Source organism: Methyloversatilis discipulorum (assembly GCF_000527135.1).
Classification (GTDB): domain Bacteria; phylum Pseudomonadota; class Gammaproteobacteria; order Burkholderiales; family Rhodocyclaceae; genus Methyloversatilis; species Methyloversatilis discipulorum.
The window spans coordinates 4,140,584-4,154,768 of record NZ_AZUP01000001.1 but is presented as its reverse complement, the minus strand read 5'-3'; the positions used below and the strand labels follow the sequence as shown (position 1 = coordinate 4,154,768).

General features: G+C 69.2%; 13 protein-coding genes. 5 read left to right on the top strand and 8 right to left on the bottom strand.

From position 1 onward, the window contains the following. Positions 1–112: 112 nt before the first annotated feature. On the top strand, positions 113–187 hold the full coding sequence (gene pqqA, locus METFAM1_RS20295) for a pyrroloquinoline quinone precursor peptide PqqA (protein ID WP_008060153.1): 75 nt from the start codon (positions 113–115) through the stop codon (positions 185–187). Positions 188–333: 146 nt separating this feature from the next. Beyond that, positions 334–1,458 carry a response regulator gene (locus METFAM1_RS0119300; RefSeq protein ID WP_019917199.1) on the top strand — a complete coding sequence of 375 codons (1,125 nt, stop codon included), beginning with the start codon at positions 334–336 and terminating at the stop codon, positions 1,456–1,458. 4 nt (positions 1,459–1,462) lie between these two features. Here METFAM1_RS0119300 and METFAM1_RS0119295 read toward each other — a convergent pair whose 3' ends face one another. Beyond that, positions 1,463–5,485: a PAS domain-containing hybrid sensor histidine kinase/response regulator family protein gene (locus METFAM1_RS0119295; RefSeq protein WP_019917198.1), complete on the bottom strand. Its 4,023-nt coding sequence runs from the start codon at positions 5,483–5,485 to the stop codon at positions 1,463–1,465. 279 nt (positions 5,486–5,764) lie between these two features. On the opposite strand from METFAM1_RS0119295, the gene METFAM1_RS0119290 reads away from it, so the two are divergent. Next, positions 5,765–6,634, top strand: coding sequence for an MBL fold metallo-hydrolase (locus METFAM1_RS0119290; protein ID WP_019917197.1), 870 nt, complete (start codon positions 5,765–5,767; stop codon positions 6,632–6,634). 34 nt (positions 6,635–6,668) lie between these two features. After that, positions 6,669–8,468, top strand: coding sequence for a SulP family inorganic anion transporter (locus tag METFAM1_RS0119285; protein WP_232419835.1), 1,800 nt, complete (start codon positions 6,669–6,671; stop codon positions 8,466–8,468). Here the strand turns inward: METFAM1_RS0119285 and METFAM1_RS0119280 are convergent. Beyond that, on the bottom strand, positions 8,437–9,504 hold the full coding sequence (locus METFAM1_RS0119280) for an ankyrin repeat domain-containing protein (protein WP_019917195.1): 1,068 nt from the start codon (positions 9,502–9,504) through the stop codon (positions 8,437–8,439). The two genes, METFAM1_RS0119285 and METFAM1_RS0119280, sit on opposite strands and share 32 nt — an antisense overlap. 83 nt (positions 9,505–9,587) lie before the next feature. Here METFAM1_RS0119280 and METFAM1_RS0119275 point away from each other — a divergent pair, with 83 nt between their 5' ends. Beyond that, positions 9,588–10,118 carry an energy transducer TonB gene (locus tag METFAM1_RS0119275; RefSeq protein ID WP_019917194.1) on the top strand — a complete coding sequence of 177 codons (531 nt, stop codon included), beginning with the start codon at positions 9,588–9,590 and terminating at the stop codon, positions 10,116–10,118. 146 nt (positions 10,119–10,264) lie between these two features. Here the strand turns inward: METFAM1_RS0119275 and METFAM1_RS0119270 are convergent, their stop codons facing one another. The 6 genes from METFAM1_RS0119270 to METFAM1_RS0119245 form a co-directional block, all read right to left on the bottom strand. Then, the gene (locus tag METFAM1_RS0119270) at positions 10,265–10,435 is read right to left on the bottom strand and encodes a DNA gyrase inhibitor YacG (protein WP_019917193.1); all 171 of its coding nucleotides are present in this window, start codon (positions 10,433–10,435) and stop codon (positions 10,265–10,267) included. Positions 10,436–10,464: 29 nt separating this feature from the next. Then, positions 10,465–11,220 carry a cell division protein ZapD gene (zapD, locus tag METFAM1_RS0119265; protein ID WP_019917192.1) on the bottom strand — a complete coding sequence of 252 codons (756 nt, stop codon included), beginning with the start codon at positions 11,218–11,220 and terminating at the stop codon, positions 10,465–10,467. A 61-nt stretch (positions 11,221–11,281) separates the two neighbouring features. Further along, positions 11,282–11,905 carry a dephospho-CoA kinase gene (gene coaE, locus METFAM1_RS0119260; RefSeq protein ID WP_019917191.1) on the bottom strand — a complete coding sequence of 208 codons (624 nt, stop codon included), beginning with the start codon at positions 11,903–11,905 and terminating at the stop codon, positions 11,282–11,284. Continuing rightward, positions 11,902–12,591, bottom strand: coding sequence for an SPOR domain-containing protein (locus METFAM1_RS0119255; protein WP_019917190.1), 690 nt, complete (start codon positions 12,589–12,591; stop codon positions 11,902–11,904). The genes coaE and METFAM1_RS0119255 overlap by 4 nt, the downstream gene beginning before the upstream one ends. A gap of 43 nt (positions 12,592–12,634) precedes the next feature. After that, positions 12,635–13,348, bottom strand: coding sequence for a type III pantothenate kinase (locus tag METFAM1_RS0119250; protein WP_019917188.1), 714 nt, complete (start codon positions 13,346–13,348; stop codon positions 12,635–12,637). A 4-nt stretch (positions 13,349–13,352) separates the two neighbouring features. Further along, positions 13,353–14,156 (bottom strand): biotin--[acetyl-CoA-carboxylase] ligase, encoded by an 804-nt coding sequence (locus tag METFAM1_RS0119245; protein WP_019917187.1) that lies wholly within the window; start codon positions 14,154–14,156, stop codon positions 13,353–13,355. Between the last annotated feature and the right edge of the window lie 29 nt (positions 14,157–14,185).

Sequence of the window (14,185 nt, the reverse complement as noted above, 5' to 3'; positions counted from 1 at the left end):
GACCCGGTTTTCAGCGGCGGCTGGAGGTCGCACCATCGCTCCCTGTCCATACTCTGATCCAGACACGGCAACCGCTGTGTTTTTCAAGAAGTACAACATGACGGAGAGAGATATGAACTGGGAAACCCCGAAGGCCACCGACCTGCGTTTCGGCTTCGAGATCACGATGTACGTTGCCAACCGCTGATACGCGGCTGCAACAGGAAAAACGGCGGCGTTCCCGCCGTTTTTTTTCGTCCGTACATCCCGTGCGGGGCGGGAACTGCATCGACCGCAGGTGTTCCGATATCACCGAACCGTGATTAACATGCCGAAGGCTTACAGGAGACGACGGTGACGGACGCGGACCACGGCGCAGGGCGGACGACCAGACAGACCATACTGGTTGCCGACGACACGCCGGAAAACATCGACCTGCTGAGCGCCGTGCTGCGCCAGGACTACCGGGTCAAGGTGGCCACCAGCGGCGAGAAGGCGCTGGCCATCGTCAATTCGACGGAGCCGCCCGACCTCATCCTGCTCGACATCATGATGCCCGGCATGAACGGTTACGACGTCTGCCGCCGAATCAAGGCCAACCCGGACCGGCGCGGCATTCCCGTCATCTTCGTCACCGCGATGACGTCGATCGAGGACGAACGCCTCGGGCTGGAGGTCGGCGCCGTCGACTACATCACCAAGCCGATCAGCCCGCCCATCGTCGCCGCGCGGGTGCGTACCCATCTGGCGCTGTACGACCAGACGCGGGTGCTGGAAGACCGCGTACGGGCGCGCACCGCCGAACTGTTCGCGTCGCGCCAGCAGATCATCCGCCGGCTCGGCCGCGCCGCCGAATTCCGCGACAACGAAACCGGCAACCACGTCATCCGGATGAGCTATTACGCGCGGCTGATCGCGCAGGCGATCGGCCTCGGGCCGGAGGCGACCGAACTGCTGTTCAACACGGCGTCGATGCACGACATCGGCAAGATCGGCATTCCCGACGCCGTGCTGCTGAAGCCGGGCCCGCTGACCAAGGCGGAGTGGGCGGTGATGCGGCAGCACCCGGAAATCGGCGCCGAAATCATCGGCGAACACGACGACGAACTGCTGCAGACCGCGCGCACCATCGCCCTCACCCACCACGAACGCTTCGACGGCAGCGGTTACCCGCGCGGCCTGATCGGTGAGGACATTCCGCTGTTCGGCCGCATCGTCGCCATCGCCGACGTGTTCGATGCGCTGATGACCGCGCGCCCCTACAAGCCGGCGATGCCGATCGACGAAACGCTGCAGGTGATGGGCCGCAACACCGGCCTGCACTTCGACCCGGCCCTGATGGAGGTACTGCCGTCGGTACTGCCGGACATGCTGCGCATCAATGCCACCTACGCCGACACGCACGGCCCGATGACCGACGTTGACGTGCCGGTGGCCGAACCGGGCGACAGCGGCGAAGGCGCCGCCCAACCGGCCTGAGGCCTCAGGGCTGGACGCCGGCGCGCTCGTACAGCGCGGTCAGCCAGGCATTCGCCTGTTCGAAGTCGTAGCGCTTCAGCGCATCGCCGAGCGAGGCGGCCAGCGACTCCAGCGTTGATCCGGCCAGCAGGCGCTGCAGATCGAGCGCGCGAGCCAACGCTTCGGCGTCGCTGTCGGCGATCAGTTGCGCCAGTGCGTGCAGAGGCTCAGCCAGCTGGCGAGCGTCGGGCGGTGCGCCGTCGGCGACGGCCTCGTCGGCCACCCACGGATGCGGCAGCAGTGAGGCGATCAGCGCATCGAGCTCGCGGGTGAGCGCCGTCGCCGCGACGTCGATGTCGGCGTCGGCCGACTCGCGCGCCAGCAACCCTTCCAGTTCCGACGCCAGCCCGTGCAGCGCGTGCGCGCCCACGGTTCCGGCCAGGCCGCGCAGCGTGTGCGCCAGCCGCGCCGCCGCCTGCGTGTCCGGCCCGCGGCGCGCCTCGTCAAACTGCGCGGCGAAATCGCGCTGACCGCGCAGGAAGGCGCGCAGCACGCGCCGGTACAGCTGCGGCTTGCCCATGCAGTGCGCCAGCCCGGCCGCGGTATCGATGCCGGGCAGCGCGGGCACCGCGTCGTCGGGCGTCGCCGGAGCCGCCGGGCCGGACTGCCTGTCAGCACCGGGCTGCGGATGGACCCAGCGCGCCAGCGTGGCGAACATCTGCGGTACGTCGAGCGGCTTGGGAATGCAGTCGTTCATGCCGCACTCGTACATGCGCGCGCGGTCCGCCTCCAGCACGCTGGCCGTCATCGCGATCACCGGCAGATTCTGCAGACCAGGCAGGCCGCGCAGCGTGCGGGTGGCGGTATAGCCGTCCATCACCGGCATCTGGCAATCCATCAGCACCGCATCGAAGCGGCTGCCACCAGCGAGCAGGTCTACCGCCTGCTGACCGTCGCCAGCGATCACCACCTCGACGCCGGCGCGCTCGAGCAGGTCGTGCGCCAGTTCCTGGTTCAGTTCGTTGTCCTCGACCAGCAGCACGCGGGCACCGGCTACCGCCGCCATGCTGGCTTCCAGCCGTTCGTCGCCGGGCGTCGGAGCGTGCGCGTCGGCACGCCGGCCGTAGGCCTGCGACACGGCGTCGAGCAGCGCCGACGGGGTGACCGGTTTGTGCAGCACCGCCTCGAACTGGCGCCCGGCCGACTGCGTGGCGACGTCATCCCGACCGAGCGCGGTGACCAGGATGAGGCGCATGCTGCGCTGCGGCCAGCGGCGTCGCAGTTCCTCGGCGAGGCGCACGCCGTCCATGCCGGGCATCTTCCAGTCGACCAGCATGAGACCGTGCCGACCTTCGTCGGCGGCCAGCATGTCCAGCGCCTCCTCGCCGCCGCTCGCGGTGTCGACGTCGAGGCCGATGCCACGACACAGTGCCGCCAGCACCTCGCGCGCGCCCGGGTGGTCGTCCACCACCAGTACGCGCGAACCGGGCACCGTGCCGGGCAGGCGCTCGGGTACGGCGTCGGCGCTGGCCTGCAGGCCGAAGCGGGCGGTGAAGTGAAAGGTCGAGCCGCGGCCGGGTTCGCTGTCCACCCAGATGCGGCCGCCCATCAGTTCGACCAGCTGGCGCGAAATGGTGAGCCCGAGGCCGGTGCCGCCGTAACGGCGGGTGATCGAGCTGTCGGCCTGGGTGAAGGGCTGGAACAGACGGCCGATCTGCGCCTGGTCCATGCCGATGCCGGAATCGCGCACCGTGAAGTGCAGTTCGACCGCGCGTTCGTCGCGCGCCTGCAGTTCGACACCGATGATCACGTCGCCGTGCTCGGTGAACTTGATCGCGTTGCTGCCGAGATTGATCAGCACCTGACCGAGTCGCACCGGGTCGCCGATCAGCGCCGTCGGCAACCCGGGTTCGGCGCTGAACAGCAGTTCCAGCCCCTTCTCCTCCGCCCTGACGCCGATCACGTCCACCATGTGGTTGATCACCGTGTCGAGCCGGAAGTCGATGTGCTCGATATCGAGGCGGCCGGACTCGATCTTCGACAGGTCGAGGATGTCGTTCAGGATGGCGAGCAGGCCGTGCGCCGAGCGGTGCGCCTTCTCGATGTAGTTGCGCTGGCGCGGCGACATGTCGTCGCGCAGCGCCAGGTGCGTCATGCCGAGGATGGCATTCATCGGCGTGCGGATTTCGTGCGACATGTTGGCGAGGAAGCTGGACTTCAGCTGCGCCGCCGCCTCGGCGGCGTCGCGCGCGCGCAGCATCGCCGCCTCGGCCTCCTTCTTCAGCGTCACGTCGTGCGCGATCAGGCAGTACAGCCGGCGCGCGCCCTGCTGGATGGGGATGACCGCCAATTCGACCGTGAAGGCGCGATCGCCGGCGCCGGCAAACTGCCACTCGCGCATCTGCGGTCGCCCCGCCTCGCTGGCCGCCGACAGCAGGCGGCGCGCCGCGACGGCGCTCGATTCGCCGTCCGGCTGGCGCTCCGGCGACAGCGGCGTGTTCCACGGCACGCGGCCACGCAGCGCCTCTTCCGACGGCAGGCCGAACAGCGCCAGCGTGGCCGGATTGCAGCTGATGACGCCGTCCTCCTCGTCGTAGAAGAAATAGCTGTCGAAGGAGTGCTCGAACAGCGCGCGGAACTTGGCTTCACCGAGCTTGCGCTCGGTGATGTCGAGCCAGTAGCCGTTGTAGATCGTGCCGCCGCGGCCGTCGGGCATCGGCGTGCTGTCCACACGCAGCCAGCGCGGACCGGACGGCGTACGCACCTGCAGCTCACGCGAACGCACCGGCGGACAGTCGTCGTCGATGCCGCAGGCGCGCCACAGCGCGCCTGGGTCGTCGGCAACCTGTTCCGGCGTGCGCCCGAACAGCGCCTCGACGCCGTGACCGATAAAGGCGAAGCGTCCGCCGCGGCCCAGCGGGCGGTGATAGCGGAACACGGTGAGCGGCAGCGCATTGGCCAGTTCGAGCAGCTCACGGCGGGCACGCTGGGTGTCGATGTTCTGCCGCTCGCGCCGGAACCACAGCGCGATCAGCGTCAGCCCGAGCAGGCCGACCACGAGGCCGCCGGCGATGTGGCGCCGCCACAGGGCCGCCTCCTCGCGCAGCGGGAGCAGCACCCAGACGGTGTAGGGCGAGTCGTCCATCGCGCGTCCGAGCACCAGATGGCGCAGGCCGTCCACCACCTGCAGATGCGCCGTCGTGCCGTCGCCCAGCCGGGTTTCGTCGCCGCGCCACGGCAGCACCGGCGGTACCACGCCGAAGCGCGACTTCAGGGTGGCATCGTCGATCGGATCTTCGATCGCCGGCGCGAAGCGCTTGAGCACCAGTTCCGGCGGCGACGCCAGCACGACCACGCCGTTGCTGTCGGCCATCAGTGCGAACTGGTCGTAGCCGCCGAACAGATGGCGCATCGTCTCGGCGTCCTGTTTCAGCACGAGTACGCCGGGCGGGCGCCCGACCACGTCCACCCGCGCCGAGAAGTAGAAGCCGGGCACATTCGTCGTGCGCCCCATCAGGTATTGCAGGCCGGTCCCGCCGTCGACCGCCTGACGGAAATACTCGCGATCGGCGTAATTCAGCCCGAGCACCGCGTACGGCAGGTGGAAACCGCTGTCGGCGATGGCGTTACCGTTGGCGTCCAGCAGATAGACCAGCCCGAGATTGAAATCCTGCGCGACGGCGTTGAGCAGGCTGCTGATGCCGAGCGCGTCGCGCCGTTCCATCAGCTGTTCCCTCAACGCCGGGCCGGGCGCCGGCGCTGCGCCGGCACGCTCGCCGGCCTGCGCCGCCAGATACTTCTGCAGCGCATCCTGCCGCGCCAGAGTCACCGGCAAGGCGGCCAGCTGGCGGAAGGTGGAGGACAGCGATTCGTTCAGGCTGTCCAGGCGCAGCGCGCTGCGCGCCTGCGCGTCGAGCAGGTATTCGTCGCTGGCGCTGCGCGCCGCGAACAGCGTGACCAGCGCACAAAGGACGACCCAGATCACGACCAGCGCGACGAAGCGACGCTGGAAGGCAACGGTGTCCTGTTCGAACGGCGGTTCTTGCATCGGCTGTATTCTCTTTGGCGCGGGGCATCCGGCATAGGATCCGTCGATAGGACAGGGCCGCCCGCGTGCGCACCGGTGACCCCTTGTTATCGGCCGCCGGCCGCACATCTTGACCAGGCTGGAGCCTACCCCTTCGAGACCGTCATCGGGGCACGATGACCCCTGTGGCACGGCGCAGGGTGACCTAGGTTACGGATCGGGAGACGGCATAGAGGCTATACATCGTCCCGTACCGCGGCGCTGGACGGCATTCCGGCCGCACTTTTGAAAGAACGGACCATGACCCGAGACAGCCTGCAGATCGAAAGCTTCTTCGACGAAGCGACCAACACGGTGAGCTACATCGTGTTCGACCGCGCCACCCTGGCCTGCGCCGTGGTCGACAGCGTGCTCGACTACGACCCCAAATCGGGGCGCACCTCGACCGCGTCAGCCGACCGCATCGTCGCCCGCGTACGCGAACTGGGCGCACGACTGGAGTGGATACTGGAAACCCACGTCCATGCCGACCACCTGTCGGCCGCACCGTGGATCAAGCAGCAACTGGGTGGCCGACTGGGCATCGGCGAACACATCGTCACCGTGCAGCAGGTGTTCGGCAAGCTGTTCAACGCCGGCACCGAGTTCGAGCGCGACGGCAGCCAGTTCGACCATCTGTTCCGTGATGGCGAGAGCTTCACGATAGGCAGCCTGCAGGCGCGCGCACTGCACACGCCGGGGCACACGCCGGCCTGCATGTCCTACCTGATCGAGGACGCCGCCTTCGTCGGCGACACGCTGTTCATGCCCGACTACGGCACCGCGCGCTGCGACTTCCCGGGCGGTAACGCACGCACGCTCTACCGTTCGATCCGCACGCTGCTGTCGCTGCCGCCGGACACGCGCCTCTTCATGTGCCACGACTACATGCCGGACGGCCGCGCGCCGCGCTGGGAAACGACGGTGGCCGACGAGCGCGCGCACAACATCCACGTGCATGACGGCATATCGGAAGACGACTTCGTCGCCATGCGCACGGCGCGTGACGCGACGCTGGACATGCCGGTGCTCATCCTGCCGTCGGTGCAGGTGAACATGCGCGCCGGCCATCTGCCGCCGCCCGAGGACAACGGCACGCGTTATCTGAAGATTCCGCTCGATGCGCTCTGACGCGAAGGCCAGCGGGCGCGGCACAATCGACGCCGTGAACACCGGAACTTCGCACACCGACGGCCAGACTGCACGGAAGGCCACGCACGCACCGGCCCGCCGCGCCCGCGGGCTGGCGCGCTGGCTGCCGGTGCTCGACTGGGCACCGCGCTACGACCGCCCGGCCTTCGGCGCCGACCTGCTGGCGTCGCTCATCGTGACGCTGATGCTGATCCCGCAGAGTCTGGCCTACGCCCAGCTGGCCGGCCTGCCGCCGCACATCGGTCTGTACGCGAGCATCGCACCGCTGTTCGCCTACGCGCTGTTCGGCAGCAGTCACGCGCTGTCGGTCGGCCCGGTCGCCGTGGTGTCGCTGATGACGGCGGCCGCGGTCGGCGGGCTGGGTTTCGCCGACGAGGCGGCACGACTGCAGGCGGCGCTCACGCTGGCCGCGCTGTCCGGCGTCATGCTCATCGCCATGGGCGTGCTGCGGCTGGGCTTTCTCGCCAGCTTCCTGAGCCACCCGGTGGTGTCTGGCTTCCTCACCGCGTCGGCGTTGCTGATCACGCTGAGCCAGCTCAAGCACCTGCTGGGCATACGCGCCGACGGCGACACGCTGCCGGAACTGCTGCCACCCCTGCTCGCCGGGCTGCCCGCCACCCATCTTCCGACGGCGGCGCTCGGCGCCGGCGTGCTGGCTTTCCTGTACTGGACGCGCACGCGCCTCAAGCCGCTGCTCGTGCGGCTCGGCGCCGGCGCGCGCACCGCCGACACCTGCGCCAAGGCCGGGCCGGTGCTGGCCGTGCTCGGCAGCACGCTGCTGATGTGGGCGCTGAATCTCGACGAAGCGGGCGTGCGCAAGGTGGGCGACATTCCGGCCGGGCTGCCGCCGCTGACCATGCCTTCGCTCGATCCGGCTCTGCTGTCGCAGCTGGCGCTGCCGGCGCTGCTGATCAGCATCATCGGTTTCGTCGAATCGGTTTCGGTGGCGCAGACCTTCGCCGCCAAGCGCCGGCTGCGCATCGAGCCGGACCAGGAACTGATCGGCCTCGGGGCGGCCAATCTGGCGGCAGCGGCGACCGGCGGCTATCCGGTGACCGGCGGGCTATCGCGTTCGGTGGTCAATTTCGACGCCGGGGCGGCCACGCCCGCGGCTGGCGCCTTCACCGCGGTCGGCATCGCACTGGCGTCGCTGACGCTGACGCCGGCCCTGCACTACCTGCCTCAGGCCACGCTGGCCGCCACCATCGTGGTCGCCATCCTGACCCTGGTCGATACCGACACGCTGCGCAGGACATGGCGCAGCTCGCCGCCCGACTTCCTGGCCGCCGCCACGACGCTGGTCGTCACCCTGCTGTTCGGTGTCGAGGCGGGCGTCAGCGCCGGCGTCGTGCTGACGCTGCTGAATCACCTGTGGCACGCCAGCCGCCCGCACATGGCGGTGGTCGGCCGGGTGCTGGGTACCGAGCACTACCGCAACGTCGAGCGGCACGCGGTCGATACCGATCCGTCGCTGATCGGCCTGCGCGTCGACGAAGGTCTGAACTTCATGAACGCACGTCAGGTGGAGGACCGCATCCTGGCGCTGGTGGCGGCGCAGCCGTCGGTGCGCAACGTGGTGCTGATGTGCTCGGCAGTCAATGACATCGACGACAGCGCGCTCGAAATGCTGGAGAGCGTGGTGCACCGGCTCAAGGACATGGGGGTGCTGCTGCACCTGTCGGAGGTGAAGGGCCCGGTGATGGACAAGCTGGAACGCACCGACCTGCTGGCCCATCTGGGCGGCCAGGTGTTCCTGTCGCATCACGCGGCGGTCACCGCCCTCACTGCTTCAGCTTGTCCACCGCGGCCCTGAAACGGCGGCGCAGCTCTTCAGTCGGCTGACCTTTCGCCTGCGCCGCCTGGATGGCGCGCAGGATGTCGACCGCGCCGGCGTCCTCGGCCAGGGTCTGCACCGCCGGCGTCGCCGCGCCGGCGACCAGTTCGGCGCGCTCGGCACCGGCCTTGCCGCGCTTCGCCGAAATGACCAGCGCCGACGGCGGCGTCTTCACCGTCTGTTTCGCCGACGCCTTGCGGTGCCGCTCGACCGCCGCCATGAACTGGCGGCGCAAGGCTTCGGTCGGCTTGCCCTGGGCCTCGGCCTGACGCAGTTTGTTCAGCAGTTCGCTCACTTCGGGCGGCGCCGGGATCGATGCCTGGGGCGGGGGCGGCGGTGCCGCCACCGGCGGTGCGCTGACCGCCTCGGCCACGTTCTCCGGCGGTGCCACCAGCGTCGCGATCTTCAGCCGGTTGTAACGCAGCGCCCAGGCCAGCGCGTTCTCGCCACGGTCGGACACCGCGGTGGTGCTGGCGCCGGCGTCGACCAGCGCCTTCACGATGCCCTCGTTGCCCTCGCGCACCGCCATCATCAGCGGCGTCGCCAGATTCGGCGCACGCGCGTCGAGCTTCGCGCCATTGCGCAGCAACAGATCGACGATGCGCGTCTTGCCGGCGAAGGCGGCGTAGTGCAGCGCGCTCCAGGTCTTGTCCGGCGGATTGAGCGAGGCGCCGCGCTCGATCAGCCACTCGACCGCCTTCTGATGACCTTTCCATGCCGCCAGCGCGATCGCCTGTTCGCCGATGCGGCTGACGTAGTCGATATTGGCGCCGCGCTCGACGAACAGTTCCATCAGCCGGATATTGCCCTCGGCCGCCGCGATCATCAGCCCGCTGCCGGTGACGTCGGCCTCGAAATCGGGCGGCAGGCCTTCGTCCAGCCAGCGGGTGGCGGAACGGATGTCGCCCATTTCCATCGCCCGTCCGAAGCGTGAAGGATCGGGCAGTTCGGCCTGAGCCGATGCCATGAGGAAGGCTGCGCTGATGGTGATCAGCGCGCGTGCGGCCGCTTTCAAATCGTGAGTCCTTGTGAGAGCCGCCGTCGCGCGGGCGCGGCTGCGGCAAAATGGGAGGGAGTTTACCGACCCCGCCCGACGGTTTGTCCCGCCTGAAACTTCCTTTCGCACTTGCACTGTCCGCACTGCTGCACGCCGCTCTGCTGTTCTGGCCCCGCGCGTCCGAGGCGCCGGTGGCGCCGACGGTCGAGCGTCTGCAGGCGCGCCTGCTCGCGCCGCGTCCGGCCGAAGCGCAGCCGGAGCCGCCAGCGGCCACACCGCTGCTGAAGGACACGCGCAGCGAGCGCGCCGACGAGACGCCGCCAGCGCCAGCCGTCGTGCCCGCGCCGCGGGCGGCGCCGGTCGCCAGCGCCAAGGCGCGCGAACGCGCGCAACGGCAGCTGAACAAGCACGTGTTCTATCCGCAGGAAGCGATAGACCGCGGCCTCGAAGGCGAAGTGAAACTGCGACTGGTGCTCGACGACTCGGGCCGCGTGATCGACGCCGCCGTGCTGGCTGGAAGCGGTCACCCGCTGCTCGACCGCGCCGCCCTCAACGCCGCCCGCCAGATCGGCCGCATCGACGCCGGCGGTGCACGCGAACTGCTGCTGCCGGTGGTGTTCAGGCTGGAGTAGATCACTGAGTCGAGGTCCCGCGAGCTTTCGTGGGAGCGACCTCTGGTCGCGATGCGGCTTCTGCAGATTACCTGCTTCGATTCAGGGCGCAATCGCGAGCAAGCTCGCTCCCACGAGAACCTTGCTGCGGCGGCGGACGCGGCCTTTCAGGCCGTGCCGTCGTCCGGTGGCAGTTCAGGCGTGGTGTCGGGGACGCGGTATTCCTCGTTCGCCCAGGCACCGAGGTCGATCTGCTTGCAGCGCATGCTGCAGAAGGGCCGCGCCGGGTTCGACGGCGCGTACAGCGCGGGTTCGCCACAGCGCGGGCAGACCACCATGCGGCCGGCGGGGGGTGTTGCGGACGTGCTCACAGATTGCAGAAGGTCAGTTCGAAGCCGACGTCGGTGTCGGTGACGCGCGGGCGGGCGTGGCCGCCGTGCGCGATGAAGCGGATGTTCAGCGCGTACTTGTTGGCGCTGATCTCGGGTGTGAAGGGCTCGTTCAGCGGCACGCGCAGGCGCAGCATCTGCGCCGACTTGCCGCCCATCATCATCTGGAAGGCGCCGTTGCCGGCGATCTGTCGTTCCGGCCGGCCACTGGCACGCAGCAGGCGCAGCACGATGGTGAGACCGTCACGGATGGGCAGCATCGGGTTCAGCCAGCCGGCCAGGTCGGCCTGGCGCGCCGACGCCTCGCGGTGTCGCCAGTAGTGATATGAAGGCAGATCGAATTCGCACAACCCGCCCGGAATCGCGGCGCGGCTCTTGATGCTCATCAGCCACTCGTTCTCGCGCAGGTACTGGCCGATCTTGCCCGCCATCGCGAGCAGCGCCGCGCTGGCCTGCTCGATCTCGTACAGCGCGCCGGACAGCGCCTCTTCGGAAATGTCGGGGTTGTTGCGGAAGGACATCAGCGTCTGGCGCTGGCGTTCGAGCTCCTGCACCAGATCGACCTTGAGATCGGCCCGTGACGCGACTTCGAGAATTTCAAACAGGCTCACCAGTGCGACATGGTGTTCGTGCGCCCCGTCGCTGCGCATGAAGTGCTGCGTGCGCTCGAACAGATCCTCCAGGCGCAACAGCGTGCGTATGCGCTCGTTCAGAGGATATTCGTAAGTGATCACAGGGGCTTGTCCGGCACAAGTTCAAGCAAATTCTGATGATTCTGACCGAAAAGCCGCACAGTCACAACGCTCCGGCGGGCTTTTCTGCTGCAGCCAGTGCCAGATAGCGGCGATGCAGCGCGTCGACCCGGGCCGGCAGCGTTGCTGCCGGACCGCTGTTGTCGATCACGTCGTCGGCCGCGGCCAGCCGCTGCGCCCGCGTCGCCTGGGCGGCGATGATGCGATCCACCTCCCCGGCCGTCAGGCCGCTGCGCGCCATCGCGCGCGCGCGCTGCTGCTCGACCGGGCAATCGACGACCAGTACGCGGTCGCAGCGTTCGCGCCAGTTGCCGGCCTCGACCAGCAGCGGTACCGCCAGCACGACATAAGGTGCGTCGCTGGCCTCGACCCGGCGGCGGGATTCGGCGCGGATCAGCGGATGCAGCAGCGCTTCGAGCCGGCTGCGGGCAGAGGGATCGGCGAATACGTGGGCACGCATGCGGGCGCGGTCGAGCGCGCCGTCGGCAGCGATGAAGTCGTCGCCGAAGGCCGCGCGCAGCGGCCCGATCGCCGCACCGCCCGGTGCGGTCAGCGCATGCGCGATGGCATCGGTATCGACCAGCGCGGCTCCGTGCGCGACGAACAGATCGGCCACCGTCGACTTGCCGCTGCCGATGCCACCGGTCAGACCGACCACGAAAGTCATGGGCAGTCCGCCGCCTCGACGCCGTCAACGGTCGCCAGCGGCTCCGCCAGCAATGCCGTCAGTTCGGCGTCGCCGCCGCGCAGCTCGAGGCGCAGGCGTCCGGCCTTGCCCTCGCGCATCGCGATGCGCGCGCTGCGCACCCCCAGCCCGTTCAGGCTGGACATCAGCTCCTTCGCCGCCGTTTCGGTCTTGAACAGACCGAGCGAAATGGCGAACTTCTGACCGTCGGCGTCCGGCATCAGCGCCATCTCGCGCACGCCCAGCGCGCGCAGTTCGGCTTGCTTGCGATCGGCCAGCTGGCGTGTCGCGAGATCAGGGATATGCACCCACCACGACGGGCTGCCCGGCTGCTCGCTCTCGGCGAGTTGTACAGTCGGATAGGCCTCGCGCACCCGCGCGATGAATGGGTCGGCCTGTTCGCGGGTGAATCCGGCCAGCACGCGACAGACACCGGCCGGCGCCGCTTCGACGTCCGTCGCCGCCGGCTCGCTGGCGACGACCGGCGCACTGGCCGCCACCGGCGCCGCTGCGCCACCGTCGACCGGCACGATGCGGATGCGCTCGGGATCGATCTGGCTGGTCAGGCGCAAGGGCTCGGCGCCGTCATTGCCCAGCGACAGCATGCCGGACGCAAAGGGCCACAGCGCGATATTGATCAACAGCAGCAGGAGAAAGGCGAGACGCATCGGTATCAGTGCACTGACGGGCGCAGCATGAGGCAGTGATCCGTCATTTCATCACATCCGCCGCGACGCGGGCCAGCCCGCGCAGCACCAGATTGTCGACGCGGCGGTGCGCACAGACCAGATAGGGCGACAGCGCGTCGGCGCCGCCACCCGACAGCAGGATGGTGGCATCGGCGCCAAGCCGCGCCTGCACGCGCTCGATCAACGCCGCCTGCGCGCCGGCGCAGCCGTTGTGGATGGCATCGTCGGTATTGCGCGGCCATTCGACCGGCGCACCCTGGGCGTGCGGCAGACCGGCCGTGTTGCGCGCCAGCGATTCGAGCATCAGGTGCAGGCCAGGCAGGATGTACCCGCCGAGAAAGCGGTCGTCGGCGTCGAGCACGTCGACTGTGGTGGCGGTACCCGCGGTCGCCACCACCAGCGGGCCGGCCGCCAGCGTGCGCGCCCCGATCAGTGCCGCCCAGCGGTCGGCGCCGAGACGCGACGGCGTCGCATACATATTGGTAATGCCGCAGGCCGTCGCCTGTGACTGCACGCGATGCGCCAGACAACCGGGCGGCAGCGCGGCGCGCAGTGCGGCATCGACCGCGTCACCGGCAACGCAGGTATAGACCGCGGCCGTCGCGTTGCGCCAGGCTGAGGCGAGCGGCGCGCCGTCGATGTCGGCGACGTCGATGCCCGATTCAGTACCCGGGGTGTTGCCCTGCAGCCAGGCCCATTTGATCCGGCTGTTGCCCGCATCGATCAGCAGCACCATGGACTCAGTTCCGGACCGGCGCGCGCAGCGACACGTCGCCCGCCAGCACGCGCTCAATGCGGTCGCCGCAGTCGAGCAGCAGCGCGCCGTCGGCGTCGGCACCGACGCACAGGCCGCCCAGCGCACGCATTTCACCTTCGACCTCGACCGCGCATCCGGCATGCAGATTGAGTCGGTTCCAGCGTTCGACGAAGGCCGAGAAACCCTGCGCGGCGAATACCGGCAGCGCTGCGGCCAGCGCGTCGAGTGCGGCGGCGGCAATGCGCAGCCAGTCCTGCTGCGGCGGTGTGCCGTCGAACAGGGCGGCCGGTGGCAGCGCATAGTGGCCGGACGGCGGCGGCGCCAGATTGATTCCGACGCCGATCACGGCGTCGGTGTGTGTTGCCGCCGACGCCAGTTCGATCAGCACGCCGCCCAGCTTGCCGGCGCCCTGCCCGGTGGCGCGCATCAGGTCGTTCGGCCATTTAAGTGACAGCCCATCGAATCCCTGCGCCATCAGCGCCTCGACCAGCGCGACGCCGACCGCCAGGCTGAGACCGGACAGCCGGTCGGCACGACCGTCGAAGCGCACGCGCAGTGAGAAGGTGAGGCTGTCGCCGGGCTGCGCCGTCCAGCTGCGGCCGCGGCGACCGCGGCCACCGGTCTGCGCCAGTGCGAACAGTGCGCAGGGCGCGCCGTCGCGGCGCTCCAGCAGGTCGCTGTTGGTGCTTCCGGTGCGCGCACAGACGTCGACGCGCCAGTCGGCGGGTACGGAGGGTGCGCGGTCGCGCAGTGCTTCGGCGAGAGTGGAGGCGTCGTCGGCAGTCATGCGGCGGATTGTAGCCGCGCCGCCGGGCC

Coding starts and splice junctions, on each gene's coding strand:
- METFAM1_RS0119295 (WP_019917198.1), bottom strand. CDS start 5,485: ATGCAAGAACCGCCGTTCGAACAGGACACCGTTGCCTTCCAGCGTCGC.
- METFAM1_RS0119290 (WP_019917197.1), top strand. CDS start 5,765: ATGACCCGAGACAGCCTGCAGATCGAAAGCTTCTTCGACGAAGCGACC.
- METFAM1_RS0119270 (WP_019917193.1), bottom strand. CDS start 10,435: ATGGTGGTCTGCCCGCGCTGTGGCGAACCCGCGCTGTACGCGCCGTCG.
- coaE (WP_019917191.1), bottom strand. CDS start 11,905: ATGACTTTCGTGGTCGGTCTGACCGGTGGCATCGGCAGCGGCAAGTCG.
- METFAM1_RS0119255 (WP_019917190.1), bottom strand. CDS start 12,591: ATGCGTCTCGCCTTTCTCCTGCTGCTGTTGATCAATATCGCGCTGTGG.
- METFAM1_RS0119250 (WP_019917188.1), bottom strand. CDS start 13,348: ATGGTGCTGCTGATCGATGCGGGCAACAGCCGGATCAAATGGGCCTGG.
- METFAM1_RS0119245 (WP_019917187.1), bottom strand. CDS start 14,156: ATGACTGCCGACGACGCCTCCACTCTCGCCGAAGCACTGCGCGACCGC.